At 48.5% G+C, this 24174-nt stretch carries 22 protein-coding genes; 9 read left to right on the top strand and 13 right to left on the bottom strand.

Annotation, left to right across the window (positions count from 1 at the left end; genetic code table 11):
- Nucleotides 1-38: 38 nt before the first annotated feature.
- Nucleotides 39-1082 (bottom strand): DNA cytosine methyltransferase, encoded by a 1044-nt coding sequence (locus tag BST96_RS05115; protein WP_206045401.1) that lies wholly within the window; start codon nucleotides 1080-1082, stop codon nucleotides 39-41.
- A 251-nt stretch (nucleotides 1083-1333) separates the two neighbouring features.
- On the opposite strand from BST96_RS05115, the gene BST96_RS05110 reads away from it, so the two are divergent.
- Nucleotides 1334-1993 carry a recombinase family protein gene (locus BST96_RS05110; RefSeq protein ID WP_085757665.1) on the top strand — a complete coding sequence of 220 codons (660 nt, stop codon included), beginning with the start codon at nucleotides 1334-1336 and terminating at the stop codon, nucleotides 1991-1993.
- 341 nt (nucleotides 1994-2334) lie between these two features.
- On the opposite strand, the gene BST96_RS05105 is transcribed toward BST96_RS05110, so the two are convergent.
- On the bottom strand, nucleotides 2335-3624 hold the full coding sequence (locus BST96_RS05105) for an integrase family protein (protein ID WP_085757664.1): 1290 nt from the start codon (nucleotides 3622-3624) through the stop codon (nucleotides 2335-2337).
- 207 nt (nucleotides 3625-3831) lie between these two features.
- Here BST96_RS05105 and efp point away from each other — a divergent pair, with 207 nt between their 5' ends.
- The 3 genes from efp to BST96_RS05095 all read left to right on the top strand — a co-directional run bounded on the left by efp (nucleotide 3832) and on the right by BST96_RS05095 (nucleotide 5367).
- Entirely contained in the window at nucleotides 3832-4401 is a 570-nt protein-coding gene (gene efp / locus BST96_RS05100) for an elongation factor P (protein WP_085757663.1), read from the top strand.
- The gene (locus BST96_RS20900; RefSeq protein WP_240554895.1) at nucleotides 4401-4541 is read left to right on the top strand and encodes a hypothetical protein; all 141 of its coding nucleotides are present in this window, start codon (nucleotides 4401-4403) and stop codon (nucleotides 4539-4541) included. Before efp ends, BST96_RS20900 begins: the two co-directional genes overlap by 1 nt.
- A 127-nt stretch (nucleotides 4542-4668) precedes the next feature.
- Entirely contained in the window at nucleotides 4669-5367 is a 699-nt protein-coding gene (locus BST96_RS05095; RefSeq protein WP_240554894.1) for an EF-P lysine aminoacylase GenX, read from the top strand.
- Nucleotides 5368-5430: 63 nt separating this feature from the next.
- Here BST96_RS05095 and coq7 read toward each other — a convergent pair whose 3' ends face one another.
- From coq7 to BST96_RS05040, 11 genes are all read right to left on the bottom strand, one after another.
- The gene (gene coq7, locus BST96_RS05090; RefSeq protein WP_085757662.1) at nucleotides 5431-6072 is read right to left on the bottom strand and encodes a 2-polyprenyl-3-methyl-6-methoxy-1,4-benzoquinone monooxygenase; all 642 of its coding nucleotides are present in this window, start codon (nucleotides 6070-6072) and stop codon (nucleotides 5431-5433) included.
- Between the two features lie 168 nt (nucleotides 6073-6240).
- A complete protein-coding gene (gene purD, locus BST96_RS05085) occupies nucleotides 6241-7530 on the bottom strand; it encodes a phosphoribosylamine--glycine ligase (protein ID WP_085757661.1) in 1290 nt (429 codons plus the stop codon).
- Nucleotides 7531-7548: 18 nt separating this feature from the next.
- Nucleotides 7549-9126: a bifunctional phosphoribosylaminoimidazolecarboxamide formyltransferase/IMP cyclohydrolase gene (gene purH, locus BST96_RS05080; protein WP_085757660.1), complete on the bottom strand. Its 1578-nt coding sequence runs from the start codon at nucleotides 9124-9126 to the stop codon at nucleotides 7549-7551.
- A 102-nt stretch (nucleotides 9127-9228) separates the two neighbouring features.
- A complete protein-coding gene (gene fis / locus BST96_RS05075; protein WP_206045400.1) occupies nucleotides 9229-9579 on the bottom strand; it encodes a DNA-binding transcriptional regulator Fis in 351 nt (116 codons plus the stop codon).
- Nucleotides 9576-10652, bottom strand: coding sequence for a tRNA dihydrouridine synthase DusB (dusB, locus tag BST96_RS05070; protein WP_085757659.1), 1077 nt, complete (start codon nucleotides 10650-10652; stop codon nucleotides 9576-9578). The genes fis and dusB overlap by 4 nt, the downstream gene beginning before the upstream one ends.
- 287 nt (nucleotides 10653-10939) lie before the next feature.
- Nucleotides 10940-12583 (bottom strand): DUF3426 domain-containing protein, encoded by a 1644-nt coding sequence (locus tag BST96_RS20580; RefSeq protein ID WP_085757658.1) that lies wholly within the window; start codon nucleotides 12581-12583, stop codon nucleotides 10940-10942.
- Between the two features lie 370 nt (nucleotides 12584-12953).
- The gene (gene prmA / locus BST96_RS05060) at nucleotides 12954-13850 is read right to left on the bottom strand and encodes a 50S ribosomal protein L11 methyltransferase (RefSeq protein ID WP_085757657.1); all 897 of its coding nucleotides are present in this window, start codon (nucleotides 13848-13850) and stop codon (nucleotides 12954-12956) included.
- Between the two features lie 62 nt (nucleotides 13851-13912).
- Nucleotides 13913-15256: an acetyl-CoA carboxylase biotin carboxylase subunit gene (gene accC / locus BST96_RS05055; RefSeq protein WP_085757656.1), complete on the bottom strand. Its 1344-nt coding sequence runs from the start codon at nucleotides 15254-15256 to the stop codon at nucleotides 13913-13915.
- Between the two features lie 42 nt (nucleotides 15257-15298).
- The gene (gene accB, locus BST96_RS05050) at nucleotides 15299-15769 is read right to left on the bottom strand and encodes an acetyl-CoA carboxylase biotin carboxyl carrier protein (RefSeq protein WP_085757655.1); all 471 of its coding nucleotides are present in this window, start codon (nucleotides 15767-15769) and stop codon (nucleotides 15299-15301) included.
- Between the two features lie 46 nt (nucleotides 15770-15815).
- Nucleotides 15816-16256 (bottom strand): type II 3-dehydroquinate dehydratase, encoded by a 441-nt coding sequence (gene aroQ / locus BST96_RS05045; RefSeq protein ID WP_085757654.1) that lies wholly within the window; start codon nucleotides 16254-16256, stop codon nucleotides 15816-15818.
- A gap of 440 nt (nucleotides 16257-16696) precedes the next feature.
- Complete coding sequence (locus BST96_RS05040) at nucleotides 16697-18466, bottom strand: protein-disulfide reductase DsbD family protein (RefSeq protein ID WP_085757653.1); 1770 nt, start codon at nucleotides 18464-18466, stop codon at nucleotides 16697-16699.
- Between the two features lie 215 nt (nucleotides 18467-18681).
- On the opposite strand from BST96_RS05040, the gene BST96_RS05035 reads away from it, so the two are divergent.
- The 5 genes from BST96_RS05035 to BST96_RS05015 all read left to right on the top strand — a co-directional run bounded on the left by BST96_RS05035 (nucleotide 18682) and on the right by BST96_RS05015 (nucleotide 23946).
- Nucleotides 18682-19353: a hypothetical protein gene (locus BST96_RS05035; protein WP_157117863.1), complete on the top strand. Its 672-nt coding sequence runs from the start codon at nucleotides 18682-18684 to the stop codon at nucleotides 19351-19353.
- Between the two features lie 75 nt (nucleotides 19354-19428).
- The gene (locus tag BST96_RS05030) at nucleotides 19429-19866 is read left to right on the top strand and encodes a copper chaperone PCu(A)C (RefSeq protein WP_240554893.1); all 438 of its coding nucleotides are present in this window, start codon (nucleotides 19429-19431) and stop codon (nucleotides 19864-19866) included.
- Between the two features lie 37 nt (nucleotides 19867-19903).
- The gene (locus BST96_RS05025) at nucleotides 19904-20953 is read left to right on the top strand and encodes a DUF2333 family protein (RefSeq protein WP_085757651.1); all 1050 of its coding nucleotides are present in this window, start codon (nucleotides 19904-19906) and stop codon (nucleotides 20951-20953) included.
- Nucleotides 20954-20982: 29 nt separating this feature from the next.
- A complete protein-coding gene (locus tag BST96_RS05020) occupies nucleotides 20983-21552 on the top strand; it encodes a YajG family lipoprotein (protein WP_169713915.1) in 570 nt (189 codons plus the stop codon).
- 27 nt (nucleotides 21553-21579) lie between these two features.
- Complete coding sequence (locus BST96_RS05015; RefSeq protein ID WP_085757649.1) at nucleotides 21580-23946, top strand: DNA polymerase II; 2367 nt, start codon at nucleotides 21580-21582, stop codon at nucleotides 23944-23946.
- Nucleotides 23947-24174: the final 228 nt, after the last annotated feature.

Here is a 24174-nt window from a genome sequence, read left to right as displayed (position 1 = left end):
GAAGTTATTATTGATTGTCCTGTTGATTACCCATTTGACTAAGTGGGGGGGACGGCGTTTCCATATAGGGGGTATTGATTATATCTGGTAATGCAATCGCAGTGGTCATCAGGGAAGCCTTGGATGCGTGCGTATTCAATATTGGTTAAACGGCGAAACTCATTTCCAATTTTGTATCGCTCATAGTGCCTGCTAGCTGTGCAGGTTAGAGTAGGCGCAATGCCTGCAGTGCCAAATATTGAGTACCCCATTCGTGCACCACCTTTCTGGTTGTATAAGATCTCTACACCATTAAAAAACCTGTTAACTTCTTCGCTATTTTTAATGCGCTCGATAGTATCCTTGGTAAAGAAAAAGCTTTCGTCTGGTTTTCTTTCTAAAATACTCTTTAGCTTCACGGGAGGCATCGAGTCACTGAAAGTCGTCACGCGCCCTTGACAAAATTTGCCGTTAAGTGCCAGCCCCCAGTTCTTGAAGGAAGCTCCATGGTCTTCAATCTTCTTCCAGTGGTCAAAATGTGATATGAGTGTACGCTCTCTGTCCGAAAGGTTTTCTAAATCGTCCTCAGAGCAAAGGTAAGTTTTAGGTTTGTGGTCTTTGTGGCCGATAATTACTATTCGCTCTCTATTTTGTGGCAACCCAAAGTTCTTAGCGTTTAGTAGTCTCCATTCGACTAGGTACCCTTGGCTGGAGAGAATATCCAGAATAGTTGCGAAATGAGAGCCCTTGTCCATTGAAAGCAATCTTTTTACATTTTCAAGTACAAAGTATTTTGGCTTTCTCTTTTGAATTACTTGAACGATATTTTCAAAAAGAGTCCCTCTGGCGTCCTCTATCCCTAGTTTTTTGCCGGCACTAGAAAAGGGCTGGCATGGAAAGCCTGCGGTTAATAAGTCATGTGCTGGAATTTGCTCGATAAAAGCCTCAATGTCGCCTTCGATATGCTCAGATTCTCCAAAGTTCTGTCTATAAACTTCGGATGCTTTAGGGTCTAAGTCGTTTGCCCAAACGGTTTTAATCCCAAGTTCGTCGCAAGCTATTCTGAAGCCCCCAATTCCTGCAAAAAGTTCTACTGCTTTCATTAGATTTCTATGCATCTCTTTATAATTTTTTTGGAAAATTCTTTTTGGCAAGTATACACCTATTAAGGTGCGACCTGATATGAGATGGGCTGTCTAAAAATTAACCATATTTATGAGTGCCCTTAAATGATTAGGCTGGCGAGGATGCCCCCATAGCACCTGTTATCTGTACTGGAACACTCAATCATACCTTGCGGTTTGTCCCAGTTGGTGTAATCTTGTGGACACACTGACCGCAGGGGCGTAGAGGTATGACCAAGTATGTAGCTTATTATCGCGTATCAACCGACAAGCAGGGGGCTGATGGTCTCGGCATGGAGGCTCAGCGTAGGGATATTGATCTGTTTATGGTGAATTATGCTGGGGGTGACTCAGAGATCATCGCTGAGTTTGTCGAGGTGGCTAGTGGTAAGGATGATCATAATAGGCCAGAGCTACAGGAAGCTATTACGCTGGCAAAGAGGCATAAGGCTGAAGTGTTGGTGGCTAAGCTGGATAGGTTGAGCAGGGATGTAGAGTTCATTGCGGGGATGATTAAGCGTGTTCCTTTTAAGGTTGCATGTATGCCTGATGCGGATGTATTGCAGTTACAGATTTATGCCGTACTGGCTGAGCAAGAGAGGCGTTTCGTTAGTCAGCGAACTAAAGCAGCTTTAGCAGCGGCGAAAGAGCGCGGAGTTAAGCTGGGTGGGCAGAGGCCGAATAACCAGCGAGCTAATAAAGAAACCAAGCGTTTAGCTGCTCTTCGGGCTGAAAAATTGAGACCAATACTGGCAAAGCTAGCAGTGGCTGGCGATAGCTACCGTGAGATGGCTCGTACTCTAAATGACATGGACTTGCGTACAGAAAGAAATGCGGAGTTTACTCATGTCCAAGTAAGGCGAATGTGCTCGCGGCTGGGGCTGGCTTAAGGTCATTTGAATCTGCTGATACGCCTGTGGAAGAAAACTCTAAATACCCTCGGGGTTGATTACCCTTTGATCAAAATCCTAGGCGTACGCCTGTGGAAGAAAACTTTAAAGCACCTTATCTTGTAGTCTGATTTTTAAGTAAGTCAGAACTGATACGCCTGTGGAAGAAAACTTTAAACACCCACGGTAGTTGATTGCATTTTGATCAAAACCCTAGCGACAGCCCTGTGGAAGAAAAGTACACCCCAGAGATCATCCTTAGAAGGTCTGATGCAGATCGGTGGTTAAGGGAGCTGCCGGCATACTCTAGTAACTCGGCGCACGATCTGCCGCCGCAAGGTTCAGAACTTCAAGCTGCGTAACAATTCAGCAGTGCTCTCTAAATCTGTATTCAAGTAATTGCGAATACATACCTCAACTGTGTTACCCAGTACAGCAGCAACATTAACGATTGTCCCGCCAGCATCAATGATACGGTGAGCTACATTGTGCCGTAATTGGTATGGCGGGAAATCGAACTCAGAGTTTTCTCTGACCTTATCCCACCAGTAGTTTAAGCTCTGAGTATTTTTTGCCTTCATGTTGTCACTAAAAACGAAGTCACTTACCCTGTGTTTTTCTGCCTTTTTGAGGGTGGCAACTGCATCGCTGTGAAGAGGAATGATAGTTGGGCTGGATTTTATGTGCTTAGACTTGATGAGTACTTTACGTAGATAGGGGGAGTCGCCTTCAAGTTTTAAGTGTGACCATTGCAGTGTTACGATGTCAGAAGGTCGTAACCCAGAATAAGCCATGAAGAGTAGAGCAAGTGGTAATAGGTTTTCGCTTTCTTTGTAGAGGCTTTCTAGCTCTTTTACTATGACGATAAAGGTGGTTTGTGGAATTTTGGTGCGGGGTGAGCCTTCATGTTCATTATCCTTTATCTCGGCGAAGGTTAGCTTCCCTGTCTTTTTTACGGTTGCCCACTTGAGGTTGTTTAGTGGGTTGGGGCATTCATGCTGAGCGCAGTATGCGGAGCAAGCTTCCTTGAAGTATTCCAAGTACTTCTTCGCGGTGCTTTCCCGAAGGGGTTTGGTGTCTTGGCCGTATGCCCTGTCATCAAGAATGGCCTTCATTTGATTGCTAATAGTCTTGATGTTCAATTCGGGGGCGGTGAGATGACCTAGTGCGGGCAGCCAGTCCTTCTCAAGGTAGTTGATGCGCCGCTTGCCGGTATCATCCCGCTCATAAAGGTGGTCTCTATGGGTGCTGTCGAACCATGACTGAATTGTGGGTAGGGCGTTTGCAGCTTTGTCTTTTTCTTGCTGCTGTAAGGTGCGCTCGTGTTCCCTGTCTTTAATGACATCAATACCAGACCGCCCTTCTGATTTGCGGTCACCTGCAAGCTTACGTGCCTGACTAACTGTGCGCTCCTTGAAGCTGGCTACCTTGAGTCTTCGCTTCTTGCCGGTGCTACTGACTCTGAAGTCGATACAGTAGGAGGCTACTGCAAGCTCGCCTTGAGGTGAGTCGTTGATGACTCTTACGTGAAAACCCTCTACCTGTGTATCACGTAGCACTTCGTTTTTCTTGCGGTTGGCTCTAAGCCACCTGTCCACGGCATTGTCGGTTAGCTTCAGCTTGTCGCTCATGTATAATTGCGCCCAGTTCTAAATCTGTTGAAGAGCGCAGGTTACCAGTTTTTACTATGAGTCACCGCTGGGTCACCAAGTTTGGGCTGGTTTATGAGTGTTTTGAGAGCAGGGTGCAGCTAGGTTAAAACTACCGCAATACTGGTATATCCCTTAAAATCAATGAGTTATGCGGTTATTTAACTAAATACAAGCGAGAGAATTATAATGGCAACATACTCTACCAACGAATTCAAAAACGGTCTTAAGTTAATGGTTGAGGGTGACCCTTGTACCATCGTCGAGAATGAATTTGTTCGCCCCGGTAAAGGGCAGGCTTTTAGTCGGGTTAAATTTCGCAACCTGAAAACCGGCCGTATCTGGGAGCGCTCATTAAAATCCGGTGAAACCCTTGAGGCAGCGGATGTGATGGAGATGGAAATGGAATATCTCTATAACGACGGTGAGTTCTGGTATTTTATGGAGCCAGAAACCTTTGAGCAGCACCAGGCGGATGCTACCGCGGTTGGTGATGAGGCCAAATGGTTAAAAGAGCAGGATCGCTGTGAAGTCACCTTATATAACGGTTCGCCACTCACTATTAGCGTGCCGAATTTTGTTGAGTTGGAAGTGACCGAAACTGACCCGGGTCTTAAAGGTGATACCGCGCAAGGCGGTAGCAAGCCGGCAACTCTGCAAACCGGTGCCGTGGTTCGCGTGCCTTTATTTGTTAATATCGGTGAAGTACTGCGGATTGATACCCGCACCGGTGAATACGTTAGTCGCGCCAAAGGTTAATGGCCGACCCTAACTGGCAGCCATCGGCCTCGCTGAATACCTTAAAAGCGCGGGCCGAGTTGCTGGCAACTATCAGACAGTTTTTTTCTGCCCGTCATATCCTCGAAGTCGATACCCCTTACTCGCTAAATATTCGGTGACGGACCCCTATATGGATGCGCTGACGGCGGATAATCCTGTTGGCGACAAAGACCGTTACTTTCTACAAACCTCTCCTGAATATGCCATGAAACGATTACTCGCTTCGGGCTCGGGCCTATCTATCAATTGTGCAAAGCCTTTCGCAAAGGAGAGCAGGGCGGGCGGCATAATCCTGAATTTACCATGCTGGAATGGTATCGCCCTGAGTTTGATCATCACCAGTTGATGGATGAAGTTGAAGCATTGGTTTCGCAGCTGCTTAAAACGGAAAAAGCGTTTGAACGGGTGTCTTATCGGGATGTGTTTTTAAACACGTTTTCTGTAGATCCGCATGTCAGTGATTGCGAAGCTATTAAAGCGATTGCTTTGCAGCACCTTGATGTGCAAATGGAGAGCGAGCAAAAAGATGATTGGTTACATCTTTTATTGGCAGAAATCATAGAGCCAACATTGGGTATTGATACACCCGTTTTTATTATGGACTATCCCGCATCGCAATCAGCATTGGCAAAGGTGAGTGTGGATGAAGAGGGGGTTAACGTTGCCCGGCGTTTTGAGTTGTATTGTCAAGGCATAGAATTAGCCAATGGTTATTTTGAATTAACAGATGTTGAAGCACAAAAACAACGGTTTGAAAAAGACCATCAACTGCGACAGGTTTTATCTGCCCCGGAAGTAGCAGCTGATCAGTTTTTACTGGCGGCTATGGAGCAGGGTTTACCGAATTGTGCGGGGGTGGCTTTAGGGGTAGATAGGCTATTGATGTTAAGTCAGGGATTAAAAACGATTGCCGAGGCAATTAGCTTTTCAGTGGATAAAGCGTAGGGAGGATTGTAATCCACCAAGCCCAGCCATGAGCAGCCATATACCGGTGGATTATAATCCACCCTACATGCGGTAAGTGGTTTGGGTCATGACTTTGGACATCGCGGTCATTAATTTTTTGACCGGTGCAGAAAATTCATGGCCACCGGCCGCCAAAGCATTGCTGCCATGCTCGGCTTCATCCTCTAACATCTGTTCAAGAATGGCGCGGCTTTTTTCGTCCTGCTCTGGTAGCTGTTGCAGATGATCCGATAAATGTTTGCAGACTTGTTCTTCAGTAGCAGCCACAAAGCCCAGGCTCCATTTATCACCGACTAAACCCGCTGCTGCGCCCATAGAAAATGAGGCGGCATAAAAAATCGGATTTAATAAACTGGTGCGGCTACCCAGTTGATTAAGGCGCTCTTCGCACCAAACAAGATGGTCGATTTCTTCCTGAGCAGCCTGTTCCATTTCTTCGCGAATTTCCGGTAGTTTGGCGGTCAGTGCCTGGCCTTGATATAAAGCCTGAGCGCAGACTTCACCGGTATGGTTGATTCGCATTAAACCGGCAATATGTTTTTGCTCTTGCTCGGAAAGTTCGGCGTGATGTTTTTTTTCGGCGGGGCTGGGGATAATCGAATTGGCAGCCGTGGGTACGAGGGTGCGCAGCGCCTGGTCAGCATTGCAGATCAGTTTGTCGACAAATGATAGACGGCGTTGCATAAGATAACCTCGATGGAGATTGGCAAGAATTATGGGCGATGGTGGAATATATTCCACCCTACGACATAAGCCAGTAGGGTGGATTGTAATCCACCATAAGCCAGTAGGGTGGATTGTAATCCACCATTAGCTAGTAGGGTGGATTGTAATTCACCATTGATTTGGGGTTTAACCCTGCTCCCGTTCAATCGCACGGTAGGCAATATCATTGCGATAATACACGTTATCCCAGTTGATCGCTTTAACTTGTTGATAAGCTTGTTGCTGAGCCTCGGTAACCGTATTACCTAATGCGGTTGCACATAATACCCGGCCACCGCTGGTAACCACTTCGCCATTGTCCAGGGCAGTACCAGCGTGAAAAACTTTGCTGTCACTCACTTCGGCTGCCGCATCAAGGCCAGAAATTACCGCGCCTTTACCGTAACTGGCGGGGTAGCCACCGGCGGCCAGTACTACTCCGACGGCACAGCGTGAATCCCACTGGGCAGAAACGGTATCCAGTTTGCTATCTAAAGCTGCATTGCACATGGCGACTAAATCACCTTGCAGGCGCATCATAATAGGCTGAGTTTCCGGGTCACCAAAACGGCAATTATATTCAATTACCTGTGGTGCGCCATCACTGCTAATCATCAAGCCGGCATAAAGAAAACCGGTGTAGTCATTACCTTCCGCAGCCATTCCAGCAACCGTAGGTTCGATCACTTCGCTCATAATGCGTTGATACACTTCATCGGTCACAACCGGAGCAGGGGAGTAAGCGCCCATGCCGCCAGTGTTAGGGCCCTGGTCACCGTCTTCCGCGCGCTTATGATCCTGGCTGGTAGCCATGGGTAAAATATTTTTACCATCGACCATAACAATAAAGCTGGCTTCTTCACCTTCAAGAAAACCTTCAATAACAACACGGTGGCCGGCTTCACCAAAGGCATTGCCCGCCAGCATATCGCGCACGGCAGCTTCGGCTTCCGCTTCAGTCATAGCAACAATAACGCCTTTGCCCGCAGCCAAGCCGTCAGCTTTAACGACAATTGGTGCACCTTTTTCTTTGATATAAGCCAGCGCTGGATCAATTTCAGTAAAGGTTTGATAAAAAGCGCTAGGGATATTGTGGCGCGCTAAAAAATCTTTAGTAAAAGATTTAGAGCCTTCCAGTTGCGAAGCGCCTTTGCTGGGGCCAAAACAGCGCAGATTTTTTTCTGCAAAAAAATCGACTACGCCTTCCACCAAGGGTGCTTCCGGGCCAACAATGGTTAAGCCAACACCGTTGTCAGTGGCAAAGGCTGCCAGTGCGGCAAAGTCCATCGTGTCGATGGCGATATTCGTGCAACCGGGTTCGATAGCCGTGCCGGCATTGCCCGGTGCCACAAAAACGGTTTCAACATCAGGGGATTGTGCGGCCTTCCATGCCAATGCATGTTCACGACCGCCAGAACCAATAACAAGTACGTTCATCTTTTTATTCTCTTTAACTTAGTGACGGAAGTGACGCATGCCAGTAAAGACCATAGCCATATTGGCGTTATCCGCCGCTGCAATAACTTCATCATCGCGGATAGAGCCACCTGGCTGAATCACACAGCTAATGCCCGCTGCCGCTGCGTTTTCAATACCATCACTAAATGGGAAGAATGCGTCGCTAGCCATAACCGAGCCTTTAACTTCCAGGCCAGCATGCTCCGCTTTAATACCAGCGATACGGGCAGAGTTAACGCGGCTCATTTGGCCGGCGCCAACACCGATAGTACGGCCGTCGTTGCCATAGATAATCGCATTAGACTTAACAAATTTGGCGACTTTCCAGGTAAATAATAAATCGCGAATTTCAGCTTCAGTAGGCTGACGCTTGGTAACAATCTTTAAGTCTGCTTCGGTGATAACACCCATATCGCGGTCTTGCACTAATAAGCCACCGTTAACGCGTTTGAAGTCAAAGTCAGCAACGGCGTCGCCCCATTGCCCGCACTCTAATAAGCGAACATTTTTCTTGGCAGTCACAATATCAACTGCTTCTTTAGAAACGGTTGGTGCAATAATGACTTCAACAAATTGACGCTCGCAGATAGCTTCTGCGGTTGCGGCATCTAATTCGCGGTTAAAAGCGATAATGCCACCAAAGGCCGATTCAGTATCCGTTTCAAACGCCAGGTCATAAGCGGTTTTAATATCCGCTGCAATCGCAACACCACAGGGGTTGGCGTGTTTTACGATAACGCAAGCAGGCTCAGAGAATTGCTTAACGCACTCCAGTGCTGCATCGGTATCGGCAATATTGTTATAGGATAATTCTTTACCCTGCAATTGCGTTGCGGTTGAGATAGAGCCCGCTGCTGGATTTTTTTCAATATAGAAAGCGGAGTTCTGGTGAGAGTTTTCGCCGTAACGCATATCCTGGGTTTTGGTAAATTGGCTGTTGAACGTGCGGGGGAAGTTGTCGTTGCCGCCCGGTACTTTATGGCCAAAATAGTTGGCAATAGCGCCATCATAAGCAGAGGTGTGTTCGTAAGCTTTAATCGCCAAATCAAAACGGGTTGCCTGTGAGGTGGCGCCGTTATTGTTTTTCATTTCTGCCAAAATAGCATCGTAGTCTGAAGCATTTACCACGATATTAACAAAGGCATTATTTTTGGCTGCGGCGCGCACCATGGTCGGCCCGCCGATATCGATATTTTCAATCGCATCTTCCAACGAGCAATCCGGGTTGGCAACGGTTTTTTCGAAGGGGTAAAGATTGACCACCACCATATCAATGGCATTGATGCCGTGTTCTGCCATCACCGCATCATCCTGGCCGCGGCGAGCAAGAATACCGCCATGCACTTTAGGGTGCAGGGTTTTTACCCGGCCATCCATCATTTCCGGGAAGCCGGTGTACTCTGACACTTCTACAGCGTCGATATTGTTATCGCACAGCAGTTTATAAGTGCCGCCGGTAGACAGGATTTCTACACCCTGTGCTTGCAGTGCTTGGGCAAATTCAACAATGCCCGATTTATCGGAAACACTGATCAGTGCGCGTTTGATTGGCAGAAGGTTTTGATCGTTGCTCATAGTGTTGTGGGTATCTTTGGTTGGAAGGTTAAAAATATTTGTAAAAACCTAAACGGAAAAAGGGGTGAACTAATCACCCCTCTTCGCTATGTCGGTTGCGGCTTACAATAGGCCGTACTGCTTTAGCTTCTTGCGTAAAGTACCGCGGTTTAAACCTAGCAAGATAGAGGCTTTAGTCTGGTTATTGCGGGTGTACTTCATCACTTCTTCAAGCAGTGGTGCTTCGACTTCTGATAACACCATTTCGTAAACATCGGTGACGTCCTGACCTTCAAGGTGGGCAAAGTAGTTGTTTAAAGCAATGGATACACTGTCACGTAAGGTCTGGGCCTGGGCGACAGGTGCATTGGTTAAATGTTGCTTTTGAACATCTTGCTCAGTCTGGTCAAAATCTGACACCATTTCAGCGACGGGTGTTGGTGCGCTGTTGGGGAGAGTGTCATTGTTTTTCATGCTGCTATTACCTCTTTGTTGATGGTTTCAGGGCGCTCACTGTGGATGCGGCCTTGATCATTGATTGTATTGTCATATTCCAGTATTTGCTGAAAGTAGTTCTCAATTGCATCACTTTGTAAGCTGGCGGAATCCAGCTGGTTAAAGTGTTTGCGAAATTCAGCACTGTTATTCGCGGTGTTGGCTTCATCCTGCTGGCTAGTTGCCTGAAGGTACCAACCGACGTGTTTGCGGGCGATTTTGACGCCCATAAACTCGCCATAAAAATGGTGCAGGGCATTTAAGTGCTCTAATAAAATACCCTTAATCTCTGCTGTACCCGGTGATTCTATAACATCACCGTTGCTGATAAATTGATCTATCTCGCGACATAGCCAGGGTCTGCCCTGAGCCGCTCGTCCAACCATTACCGCATCAGCGCCGGTATACTGCATAACCTGTAAGGCTTTTTCTGGTGAATCTATATCACCATTGGCAATGACCGGAATATCCACCGCTGCTTTAATGCGGGCAATGGTGTCGTATTCGGCTTCGCCGTTAAATCGGCAGGCCCGGGTTCTGCCGTGTACTGCCAGGGCGGCGATGCCGCTATCTTCGGCAATACGCGCGATATCCAGCCCGTTGCGTTGCTCCGGGGACCAACCGGTACGTATCTTCAGTGTTACCGGCACATCGACGGCATTCACCACCGCCTGCAATATCTCTGTTACCAGTGCCTGATCTTTCAGTAAGGCTGAGCCTGCGGCCTTTTTGCAAACTTTCTTTGCCGGGCAGCCCATATTGATATCAATGATTTGGGCACCGCGTTCGACATTTAGTTTCGCAGCTTCTGCCATCATTAGGGCATCCCCACCGGCTATCTGCACTGACCGGGGCTCTGCTTCACCGTCGTGGTTTAAGCGATATTGGGATTTGCGGGTGTTCCACAACCGGGTATCGCTGGTCACCATTTCGGAGACGACCAAGCCCGCCCCAAACCGACGGCATAGTTGCCGAAACGGGAGGTCAGTAACGCCAGCCATAGGTGCAAGCACAACTCGACTGGCCAATACATAGGGGCCGATTTGAAACACTGCACATCCTGGGTAGTGAATTACTGGTAATACGCTAAAAATAACAGGTGATATCTATCTTTTGGAGCACTAGCCGGGACATCCGTGGCGATACTGCAGCCATTTCCGCAGCTTGGTCGTTGGCAGCAAAAGCTGATCAGGACCCGCTCAAAAAAGAGGCGCTATCATAATGGTAAGTTGGCTTGAGATAAAGTTTTATCGCACAACTTTTGTACAATTTTTTTGTTGACTTTGGAGATGCGGGGTGGTCTCAGTGCGTTGCTATTCTGGTGACGGCGAAAAGCGGCTTAGCTGCCCTGTTTGGGGTAAAAGCGCAGCTGGTAATTGACCGCCTGCTCACCGGGGTCAACAATTTCCAGAGAGATATGAATGGGTTGTTTGGTCGGCATAATACGGGTACCGGCCAGCTCGCCTGCCAGATACTCAGAGGGTTTAAAGCGTCTGCCAGCGACGACACTGCCGTTGATATCGGTAAATTGCAGTTCCATTACCGGAAACTGCTGCTTGAACTCGGCGCGGTTAATAATAATGGCGTCAACGACCAGGGCATGTTTTAACTCAGGGTGGCTGCGAACCATCAGGTTGGATGAGCGAATCTGGCTGATATCATGAAGCGCTGGCACCTCGCAGCCAAATACCGAGCAGAGACTGCTAAAGACGGGGCGATAACTATTGTCCCTTGCCAGTCGGTCATAGTTAAAGGCGATATGTTGTACGGCCAATAACAAGGTCGCCAATACAATGCTGGCGAGCCAGGTGCGTTTGATCCAGAGGTTGCGCCGGGACGCGATATCAAGCTCTACCGGTTCAGGCTCGATATTGGCTAACAAGTCGCTTTTATCAAAGCCTATTCGGTCGCCGGCAACGATGGCTTCATCGCTTATAACAAACTCATCTTCCTGAATCGGCTGGGGTGCTGAGTCATCATTGCGTTCATTGAGAATATCCAGCAAGCCGGGGTCCAGCGGTGTTTCGTCGTCTTCGAGTGATTCAAACAGGTCGGTAAATTCGTCCCTGGGTTCCTCGATAGGCTCTTCGGTTTCGGGCTCGGCTGCCGCTTCTGCAACGGGCTGATGTTCTTCGACTTCTTCTTCTAAGAGTTTACGGGCCCAATCTTCTTCTTCCAGACCGTTATCTTCACCGATATCATCCAGTTCTTTAAAAACCGCCAGAGCGCTTTCTTCTTCCTGATCCAATTCAAGAAAGGAGTCGCTAAAATCGCTATCGCTGATCTCTTCATCATCCTGAATCAATTCATCCAGATCATTATCGGTGTTAATGATGGTATGAGTCGTGGCATCGCTTTCCAGCTCACTTTCATCCAGTAGAATTTCATCGCTATCCAGCTCTTCAAACTCACTGGACATGGCAAAGGGGGCGGCTTCCTGCTCTGGGAGCGGCTCTTCTGCCAGATTTTCTGGCTGGCTTGGGTCCAGCGCCTGCTCCGCCTGTTCATGACTTTCCAGCACTTCATCTGCTAATAGGTCCAGGTCGTCATCGGCAAATAGGTCGCCATCGAAGATATTGTCGAGGGAGGCATCCAGATCGGCATCGAGGTCAGAGGCCAATTCCGCGTTTGGCTCAGGTTCCAGTGCAGGCCTGTGGTCGGGCTCCGGTTCGTCATCCAGAACACTATCCAGGCTAAGGCTGTCTTCGGCAAGGCTGGGCTGTTCAAGGGTGTTATCGAAAGTATCATTGATAAGTTCGTCATCACCGGGTTCTTCAGGGCTGACGGGGAGTTCGGTGGGTTCTTCACCGTGGGGTTGGCCCTGATCCTGGTCCATAGCAGGGTTTATTAGCCAGTGATCAGCGGCATTAAAAATATGCAGGCAGGAACCACAGCGCACCATACCGTTGGCAACACTCAGCTGCACTTCGGTTACCCGGAACGAGGTATTACAGTTGGGGCATTGTGTGACCTGACTGGTCATATTAAGCGGTCCTGATTCGCGCGTTATAATGACTTAAGTGTATCGCTTTTTTCAGAAAAAACGAGAACTTATCTTACTTTTGTGAAGTGAATCCAAGGTGTTGTCCGGGGTGGTCAAAGGCGGTGGATTGCAATCCACCCTACGGGCTGCAGTGTAGGGTGGATTACAATCCACCAAGCCCAGCCATAAGTAGTTATAGGTGGTGGATTACAATCCACCAGGCCTGGCCATAAGTAGTTATAGGTGGTGGATTATAATCCACCCTACGGGCTTAACGGGCAGATAAACCCAGTATTGTAGGGTGGATTACAATCCACCAGGCCCGGCCATAAGTAGTTATTGGGTGGTGGATTATAATCCACCCTACGGGTTAACCAGGGTATTTGTCCTGTTTTTTACCGCTAAGCCTGACCCATTCATCCTGAAGTGCTGGTTCGTCCATCGCAAACCACTGTCCATAAATCTTAAGCAACTCGGCTGACTGGCTATGAATTAGACCGGATAGGACCAATAGTCCCTGATTTAAGGTCAGTTGATTCAACAGTGGTGCAAGCTCCGCCAGAGGGCCGGCCAGGATATTGGCCAGCATAACGTCGGCTTGATAATCGCTGGGGGCGTCTTCTGGCAGGTAAACGCTAATCTTGCTGCTATCGATTTGATTGCGCTTGGCATTATCCATGGTGGCAATTAAGGCCTGGGGGTCGTTATCAATGGCAACCACTTCTTTGGCCCCCAGTAACAGTGCCGCGATACCGAGAATCCCTGAGCCGCAGCCATAGTCGATAACGGTTTTGCCTTGCAGGTCACAGCCATCCAGCCATTCCAGACATAGTGCGGTGGTTGGATGAGTGCCTGTCCCAAAGGCCAGGCCGGGATCGAGCATTAGGTTAACCGCATCAGCCTGCGGTGGCTGCTTCCAGCTGGGGCAAATCCATAGGCGCTGGCCAAAGCGCATGGGGTGAAAGTTTTCCATCCACTCCCGCTCCCAATCTTTATCTTCCAGAATTTCCCAGCGATAGGGTGGCAGGTGATTGCCAAAGCTTGCTGTGGCAATAACGGTGGCCTGATCCGTATCCGTATCGGCATTAAATAAACCGGTGACACGGGTTTGGTTCCATAACGGTGTTTCACCTACCGCAGGTTCGAGGATGGGTTGGTCGGCGCTATCTTCCATCGTGACGGATACAGCTCCGGCTGCCAGTAATGCATCTTCAATGGCTTCGGTGGTTTCACGGGAGGTATCGACTCTAAGTTGTAACCAGGACATAGTACTGCGCCATTAATAACCGCTAAAAAAATAAGGCGCTCAAAGAGCGCCTTGCGTTGAGCTTAAAGCCCGAGTTTCTTTTCCAGATAGTGGATATTGGTACCACCTTCCCGGAAAGGCCCGTCTCTTACCAAATCCTGTTGCAGTGGAATATTGGTGCGAATACCATCAATCACCATTTCATCCAAGGCACTGCGCATACGGTCCAGTGCAGTGGTGCGGTCTTCCGCCCAGGTAATCACCTTGGCGATCATAGAATCGTAATTCGGTGGTACGGAATAGCCGCTATATAAGTGCGAATCAACCCGCACACCCAAGCCACCCGGTGGGTGATAAATTTTTACCGTGCCGGGGCAAGGCATAAATGTTTTTGGGTCTTCGGCATTAATACGGCATTCAAAAGCATGTCCGCTAAGTTTGATATCTTCTTGTTTAACTGACAGCTTTTCACCGGAACAGACACGAATCTGTTCTTTAATCAGGTCAAAGTTGGTGACCATTTCGGTGACGGGGTGCTCTACCTGAATACGGGTATTCATTTCGATAAAGTAGAAGGCGCCATCTTCATATAAAAACTCAAAGGTACCAGCACCGCGGTAGCCAATTTCAATACAGGCATTAACACAGGCTGAATAAACCCCTTCGCGAATATCGTCGGGGATACCCGGTGCCGGTGCTTCTTCCAAAACTTTCTGGTGGCGGCGCTGCAACGAACAATCGCGATCATAAAAATGCACCGCATTGCCCTGACCATCACCCATCACCTGAATTTCAACGTGGCGGGGGTTTTCCAAAAACTTTTCCATATACACGGTGCCATCGCCAAAGGCGGCGGCCGCTTCACCACGGGTGACGTGGATAGAGTTCAGCAGTGCAGCTTCACTTTGCACGGTGCGCATACCGCGACCACCACCACCGGCGGCGGCTTTAATAATCACCGGGTAGCCAATGTCGCGGGCAATTTGCAAGCAGCGCTCTTTATTGTCTACGGGCAGCGGGCCGTTAGAACCGGGTACCGTTGGTACGCCAGCTTTACGCATCGCTTCAATCGCTGAGACCTTATCGCCCATCAGGCGAATGGTGTCGGCGGAAGGGCCAATAAATGCAAAGCCACTTTTTTGAACCTGCTCAGCAAAATCGGCATTCTCCGCCAGAAAACCGTAACCGGGGTGTACACCCACGGAGTCGGTAACTTCTGCGGCACTGATAATGGCAGGGATATTTAAATAGCTGAGGGGTGAAGGTGCAGGGCCAATACAGACAGACTCGTCTGCCAGGCGCACATGCATTAAATCACGGTCAGCTTGTGAGTGAACCGCGACAGTCTTGATGCCCATTTCTTTACAGGCGCGAAGGATGCGAAGTGCAATCTCGCCGCGGTTGGCAATAACAATTTTTTCCAACATGAAATTTTTTCCAGCTTAAAACAAGCGATTAATAGCTTGTAGTTAGACGATGGTGATTAAAGGCTGATCAAATTCAACCGGCTGACCGTCTTCGGCCAAAATAGCCTCAACCACACCGGCCTTATCCGCTTCAATTTGGTTCATCATCTTCATCGCTTCAACGATGCAGATAACATCGCCAACCTTAACGTGCTGACCCACCTCAATAAATGCTGGTGAACCTGGTGAGGCGGCTTGATAGTAAGTGCCAACCATCGGTGATTTAATCACATGGCCAGAGGTTGCCGGTGCTGCATCCGCAGCCGGTGCTGCAGGTGCGGCGGCTGGTGCAGGCGCGGCGGCAGCTACGGGGGCTGCGGCAACAGGAGCTGGAGCAGCATAAATTGGTGCTGCGGCAGCGGCAGCAGAGTTGCGGCTAATGCGCACAGACTCTTCGCCTTCTTTTATTTCGATCTCATCGATATTCGATTCTTCGAGCAGCTCGATCAGTTTTTTTACTTTGCGTATATCCATGGTGGTTCTCTTAAAGTAGTCGTTAAAATATAAATAAAGTGGTTAATTAGTTTTCAACCTGGCTGATTGCAGCTTGCAGTGCCAGTAAATAACCCTGGCTACCCAGCCCGCAAATAACGCCTTCGGCAATATCGGACAGGTAGGAAAACTGCCTGAACTCTTCCCGCTTGTGCACATTGGAGATATGCACTTCGATAAAGGGGATATTGACGCCCAGCAGGGCATCACGCAGCGCAATGCTGGTATGGGTAAAGGCGCCGGGGTTAAAAATAATAAAGTTAATACCTTCCAGGCGGGCATCGTGAATGCGCTCAATCAGTTCATACTCCGCATTGCTTTGCATGGCCAGCAGGTGGTGGCCAGCAGCCAGTGCTGCATCGGTGAGAGCGGTGTTGATATCATCCAGAGTATCGGAGCCATAAACCTCGGGTTCACGACTGCCTAACAGGTTTAGGTTGGGACCGTGTAGTACCAATATTGACGCCATGATGCTATTCCGATGTTGAACGCAGCTTATTGTTAAAGCCTGCTTTTAAATAGGACTTAATTAAAGAGTGTTTATTAAGTCGTGCTTAATTATTTTTTGCTTCATTAAATCGTGCAGGGGATTCTGCCTTAAAAAAATATTTTAGTCCAATTTTTGTTGTTTTCAATGGAGATGCGCGCAACATCGCTACATTTTGCTGCAAGATGCCAGCAATAAAGCTTTTTTGCCAAGCACGATAAAGACAAAAGGCAACACGATGGCGTCACGTTAATGGGAGTTTTTACTAAAAAACGCTAAAAACCGGAATTGTGTAGATATATTCGGCTAAATGTTTATTTCTTGCAGATAAGATTGAAAAGATCGTATTTTGGGATCGGTTTTTCGGATTTTTGCCTGTTTTCTGAAGATCGAAGCAGTATAAAAGAAATTACAGTTATAACTTAGCGATTTGTCAGTTGATCGCTACTTAAGGCAATCGCCTCCAGCGCTTCAATTACAATGTCGTTACTAAGGATCTGCGGCAGTACCGTACCGGGTTGTTGCGGGTCTGCCGGGTAGGCCACATAGAGTGGAATACCGGTGCGGCCATACTCTGTGAGTAAGGCGGTAATCCGAGGGTCTCGGTTAGTCCAGTCCCCTTTAACATAGACGACACCGGCGTCTTTCATTGCCTGCTTAATAGTATCGGTGCTCAGGGTTACTTCTTCATTGGCCAGGCAGGTGATACACCAGTCCGCTGTGATATTCAGAAAGACAGGCTTGCCCGCTGCGCGCAAGTCCGCCAGAGTTTGTGGGGAGTATGCTTGCCATTCACCCTTATTGCTGGCGACAGAGTTAGTTGGGCTCATCAGTGGGCTGGACAAAATGCTGATAGCCAGTGCTGCGCAGGCGGCGCTAACAATACGCTGCCACAGTTTGTCGCTCCACAGCCATAGGGCCAGTGCAATCAGTACGCAGCCAAGCATGATCAGCGCCATACCGTTTACACCAGCTTGCTTGCCAACCACCCAGCTTAGCCACACAGCGGTGGCATAGAGGGGGAAGGCCAGTAATTGCTTAAGGCTTTCCATCCAGGCGCCCGGCTTGGGGATTTTATTCAGCAGCCTGGGTGAGCAGCTTAAAATTAGCACCGGCAAGGCCATGCCCACACCCAGTGCGGCAAACACCAGCAGTGCAATATGGGTAGGTTGGGTAACGGCGTAACCCAAAGCGGTTCCCATAAAAGGCGCGGTACAAGGGCTGGCGACGACGGTGGCTAATATGCCGGTAAAAAAGCTGCCGCTATAGCCTGACTTTTGTGCCAGACCGTCGCCGACATTCATCAAGCTGCTGCCCAATTCAATAAAGCCGGAAAGGCTTAAACCCATCACAAAAAACAGATAAGCCAGCGCTGCAACAAACCACGGTGATTGTAAATGGAAGCCCCAGCCGATAGCTTCGCCTGCTGCTTGCAGTGATACTAATAGTGCTGCCACCGCCACAAAGCTGATAACGACGCCGGCGGAATAAATCAGGCCGTGGGTAGCTTGGGAGTGGTTTTTGTCGTTGGCAAAGGCCAGCACCTTTAAGCTAAGTACCGGGAAAACGCAGGGCATTAAATTTAAAATAGCACCGCCCACCATGGCGAGTAATAGCATATAGAGCAGGCTGCCTGATGCGGCTGGCACCACTATAGAAGGTGTTTGAGCTGCCTGAGTATTGGGTGGCTCGATTTTAGTGACGCTGAGTTGTTGGCCGTCGAGCTGAAAGTATTCGGAGTAGGGAGGGTAGCAAAGGCCGGCATCAGCGCAGCCCTGACTAGTCACTGTTAAAGCCAGGTTGCCCTCGGCAGGGATACCGGTGAGGCTGAGGTCGGCGTAGTTATAGTAGACTTCCACCCGGCCAAAATATTCGTCCTCTTTTTCCAGACCCTTGGGGATAATGAGCTCACTGCTCAGTATTTCTCCATTGGCGCTAAGCTCAACCTGAAAACCATGGCGGTATAAATAATAGGCATCGGCAACGTCCCAATAAAGACGCAGCTGCCCCGGGGCATCAAACTCGGCGGTTAATTGGTAAGCCTGCTCGACCGGCAGAAACTCGTCATCTTCAACCATGCCAGCGATGGAGCCGGGGCTGCTGGTAGCACCAAAAGGGTCGCTATTGGTGGTGGCGCTGGCTGGCTGGATTAGCAGCAGCGTGCAAAATAAAGCAAAAAATACAGCGTGCATGGGGTTCCTGTTTTAGATTAATGGCTTATGCTGTTAGCAAGGCATAGGCTGAACTACTAAGGCTAGTCATCGTCGAATCAGTTCCGTGGCTTGTGCTCAATCTGATAGTTATTGTATAGCAAAAACTTTTTAATGCCTTGAATTGGTTCATAAACAGGCATTCAGGCCCCCGATTACCCGGTGGTGGGTGCTATTTTGTTAAAAGAGAGTGGTTAATGATAGATAGAATAAGGCTGTGGTGTCTGGCGTTAATAGTCCTGCCATTGGTCGCTTGTGTTCAGGCTCCCTCACAGCCGGCAGCTGAGAAGCCGGTGGTAGATGTGGCGGCTCAGCGGGAGGCGAAGCGCCATCACCTGAGAGTGCTTTTGGCCAATGCACAAAAGGCGCTGGCGGCTGACCGCTTAATGGTTCCGGTGACGGATAATGCCTATAGCTGGTACCGTGATGTGCTGGCCATCGACGAGCTAAATCCCGAGGCTCATTGGGGTATGAAGCAAATTACCGCCCGCTATTTACAGTTGGCTGAGCAGGCCTTTACCAGCGGCCGGGTGGACGAGGCCGAGCGCATGTTGCAGGGGGCAGAGAAAATATCGGCCACCCCGCAACAGATTGCCGCCCTGCGTGAACGCTATCGCCAGCAGCGTTCAGATAACGAGGTCTATTTGCCGGTGGCTGCTTTAAGCCAGCGTGGTGAAGCGATACAGCAGCGCTTAAGCGAGCTGGCTGAGCAGGCCAAACAGTCCCGGTCACGGTTATTAATCGTGGCTCGCAACGATGCCGAAGGGCGCTGGATTTACCAGCAGATGCGCAATGCGGTTGATGGTTATCGGTTGCGGGGTAATATTGAAGTGGGGCGGGTGCCCCGTATTGCGTTTATTGATTTATAAAGCACAATCTATAAAAGCACTGGCTGCATAGGGTATAGTTAGCGGTCTGAATCACGGTTCCACAGAGGTATTACATTGTCAGCGATTAACCGGCACCTATTAGCCCTTATACTCTTGTCATTTTCCTGCTCCGCTCTGGCGGAGTTAACCATCAAAGACGGTTATGTGCGAGGCTTGCCGCCGGGCCAGCCCAATACAGCGGCCTTTATGCGGCTGGTCAATAGTGGTGATCAGGATGTGGTGATTACCGCGGCAGACTCTAATGGTGCAGAGCTGGCAGAGGTGCATAGCCATAAACACCAGAATGGCATGATGAGCATGGAAAAAGTGGATCAGGTGACGGTGCCAGCCAAAGGTGAGTTTGTTTTGGCGCCGGGCAAGTATCATTTAATGCTAATCCGTTTAACGAAACCTCTGCGTGAGGGCGACGAAGTAGAGGTTCGTTTATTGAATGGTGATGTTGAATTAACCCGTGCAACACTGCCTGTGCGCAGTGTGCTGAATGAGCGCTAAAGCCAGGCTTTAAATCAAAGGCCCTAACGAGGTGAGTATGGATTTTCAATCGATAAAAGAGCGGTTAGCCCAGTGGCGAGATAATAGCCTCGATGCCAGTGAAGGTCTGCTGCCCAGAACCCTGGTGATCTTGTTAGCGGTGTATTTGCTGATTGCTGTTTTTGTAGGTATCTACTGGTCGCTGATGCCAGGCAATTTTTCCGTCAAAGATAATGCAGTGGTAATGGCTGATGCTCAGGGGCAGCAAGTGGTTATTGGCTCAACCACTACCTCGGCATTAATCCGCGTGACATCGACCTTATTAGACAAACCCGGTGGTTTTCTTAGTAATGATATTTTACCGCCCGGATTATGGTTGGATAATATGCCCAGCTGGGAATACGGTGTATTGATCCAGTCCCGTGATTTAACCCGGGCACTCAGAGAGAGTTTTAGTCGCTCCCAGTCCCAGTCCAAAGAAGATATTGATTTGGCCAAAGCAGAACCCAGCCTAAACTTCTCCCGTGATAGTTGGGCCGTACCTGCCAGCGAATCCGAATACCGCAGTGCGATTGAGTATTTAAATAACTATTTGGGCCGCCTTGAAGATCAGGGCAATACCCGCTCACAATTTTATGCGCGCTCAGATAATTTACGCTATTGGTTAAAAATTGTTGAGTCACGTCTGGGCAGTTTATCCCAGCGCCTTAGTGCCAGTGTAGGTCAGCGGCGTTTAAATACCGATCTGGCCGGTGATGCGGTGGCACGTCAATCGACCTATGCGCCGGGTGAGTTGGAAGTCAAAACACCCTGGACAGAAATTGACGATGTGTTTTATGAATCGAGAGGCGCTGCCTGGGCACTGCTGCACTTTTTAAAAGCCATTGAAGTTGATTTTGCCGAAGTATTGGAAAATAAAAATGCTCTGGTCAGCTTGCAGCAAATTATTCGTGAGTTAGAAGCCACGCAAGAAACCGTTTACAGCCCCATGATATTGAATGGCAGTGGCTTTGGTGTTTTGGCCAATCATTCATTGGTCATGGCATCCTATATATCTCGCGCTAACGCGGCGATTATTGATTTGCGAGACCTGCTATCTCAGGGTTAAAACTGATTATAAAAATTGAGGGTATAAATGTGAAGAAAGTATTTTTATGGCTTGTTGTCGCCTTGTTGGCAGGTTGTGCCTATAGTCCCCAGCAAATAACAGTGAGCCCTGTTATCAGCACCGACACAGAAAGCTATGGCGCCGGGCGTGCGTTGACCGTGTCCGTTGAAGATGCTCGCAGTCATAAAGAATTGGGTAGCCGCGGGGGTGCCTATAAAGATACCAGCCTGATTACCATCGGCAATGACCTTGAAGAGGCGGTTAAACGGGTTGCCAAAGCAGAGCTTGCGGTGCAGGGGTTTAATGTCAATACTGCTGCGGCAGATACTCCCAACGTTACTATTATTATTAATACCCTGAAGTACGATATGCCCAAGCAAACCGTGGGTAAAACTATTCATCTTGCTACCGAGCTGCAGGTAGTCGCCACCGCTGGCAAAGAAACCTATACCGGCAACTATAAAACCAACTCTTCGAGAGAAACGGCGATGACTCCCAGCATGGCCCAAAATGAAGAAATGGTAAACGATATGCTGTCTAAAACGCTGGTACGTCTATTTTCCGATCCGGAATTAAAAGCTTTCCTAAGTAATATCTAGCAGTGCCACAAGTAGCCATAACCTCCGGTGATTGATCAGCGGGGGTTTATTCTTACACGGCAGTGGCGTGATACACGGAGTGGTACTGAATTAGAATTTTGGTTGTCGAGTGAGGCGGGCCCGGTAAAACTGTTGGTGCCTGCTCAGCAGTCAGTGTTTTTTATTGCTCAGGAACAAGTGCCCGCGGCCTTGGAACTGTTAAAACCCTTTACGGGTTTTACCGTTAAAGATGTTCCCCTTAAAGATTTTACCCTGCAAGCCGTCAAGGCATTTTATTTTAAATCCCAGCGCACCTTGCGAGAGGCAAAAACACGTTTGCTGGAGCAGGGGGTGTCTCCCCTCGAATCGGATATTAACCCCCATGATCGTTTCTTAATGGAACGTTTTATTCGCGGCGCCCTAAGATTTCGCGGTGAAGCCACTGCGGGTAAATTCCCTGTTGTGCCGCAAGCAGAAATGATTAGCGATGACTATCAGCCTGGCTTGAAAGTTATCTCGCTGGATATTGAAACCGCTATGCAGGGTATCAACCTCTATTCCATTGGCCTCTACGCAGTAGAGGCGGGCCAGGTGTTTGAAAAAGTCTTTATGGTGGCGGACCAGCCTGTTGCCGATAATGTAGAAATATTTAATAACGAAAAAAGTTTAATTATCGGTTTTCTGATGTGGCTGGCTGACTATGATCCCGATATTATCATTGGCTGGAATGTAATTAATTTTGACCTCTGGTATTTGGAAAAAGTCTGCGAAAAATACCAGCTACCTTTTCGCTGTGGCCGCGGTGAAGGCGGCAAAGAGACAGCGGCGCACTGGCGCACACTGGATGACGAGGGTGAGCGCCGTGCCGTGACAATACCCGGCCGTGTAGTGCTGGACGGCATCGAACTACTCAAAGCAGCCTTTTACCGTTTTGAAAGCTTTGCCTTAAATAATGTGGCCAAAGAACTACTGGGTGACAGCAAACTTATTCAGGGTAATGACCGCGGTGAAAAAATCACCGACCTGTTTCTGGAAGATAAAGCGGCACTGGCAAAATACAATGTGCAAGACTGTAAATTAGTCTGGGATATTTTTGAGCTTGCCGGGCTATTAGACTTTGCCATCGCCCGTACCAAAATGACGGGGCTACCGCTGGAGCGTATTGGTGGTTCGGTGGCCTCTTTTGACTTCCGCTATTTACCCTTATTGCATCGCAAAGGCTATGTGGCACCTAATAGCCATTTACTGGAAGATGCAGAGCAAAGCCCCGGTGGTTTTGTGATGGAGTCACGCCCGGGTATATATGACTATGTAGGTATGTTGGATTTTAAAAGCCTGTACCCCAGTATTATCCGGAGCTTTAAAATAGACCCGCTGGGCATGGTGTTAGGGGAATACGAGCAACTTGACCAGACCGAGTTGGTGCCGGGCTTTAACGGCGCCTGGTTTGCAAAAAATAATAATATCCTGCCGGAGTTAATCAAAGAGCTCTGGCAATTACGTGACCAGGCTAAATCCAATCAGGATGCTGCATTATCACAAGCCATAAAAATTATTATGAACTCCTTCTATGGCGTGCTGGGCTCCGGTGGTTGCCGTTTCTTTGATTCGAAACTGGCCAGCTCTATCACCAAGCGTGGCCATCAAATTATTCAACAAACCGCAGAGTTTATTGAACAGCAGGGCTGGGAAGTTATCTATGGTGATACCGACTCCGTGTTTATCTGGTTTAAAGATGTGGCGAATGCCGAAGGCGCGGCGAAGGTGGGTAAAGAACTGGAAAGCCAGCTTAACCACTGGTGGAAAAACCGTTTAGACAAAGAATATGGTATTGAAAGTGCACTGGAAATAGAATTTGAAACACTCTACCAACGCTTTTTAATGCCAACGATAAGAAACTCTGATCAGGGCAGTAAAAAACGCTATGCCGGTATTGTACTAAAGGATGGCAAGCAAGAGCTGGTATTTAAAGGCCTTGAAAATGTAAGAACCGACTGGACCAAAGCCGCCCGTGATTTTCAGTCAGAGTTATACCGCCGAGTATTCTATGATGAGCCCTACCACGACTATATTAAAACTACCGTACAAGAAATATTAAACGGCAACTCAGACCATGAGCTGGTTTATAGAAAGCGCCTGCGAAGAAAATTGGCAGACTACCAGCGTAATGTGCCACCCCATGTTCAGGCGGCCAGAAAAGCCGTTGACCAGGCTGGCGCTGAAATTCGCCGAGGTGACTGGATTGAATATGTGATTACAGTCAATGGCGCCGAGCCGTTACAGGCGCAGCATTCATTGCTTGATTACCAGCACTATATAGACCGGCAGCTAGCGCCAGCAGCCGATGGCATTCTATATTTTATGCAGGAAAGTCTGGCGGGCATTACCGATCAGCAGATTGGCTTGTTTGAATAAATTCTCCCTTAATTTGGTTTAAAATATTAAGCCATGCACCATTAATAACAATAAGTTCGTTTCCCCCAAAAAATTATTCATTTCAATAAGGCGCTGATTATTACGGCGTTTTCCCTCAAAGCTGGTAAAAAATGTTAAATCTTTCTGTATAACTTTGCCCTAGACAGATAAAAATCATTTTTTAATAATGCCCGCGTTCAGTCACCGGAGTTGTGACTTTTTAAAGAT

This window comes from Oceanicoccus sagamiensis, assembly GCF_002117105.1.
Lineage (GTDB): Bacteria > Pseudomonadota > Gammaproteobacteria > Pseudomonadales > Dasaniaceae > Oceanicoccus > Oceanicoccus sagamiensis.
Note: the sequence above shows the minus strand (reverse complement) of the source record. Positions and strands in the feature narration are given on the sequence as shown.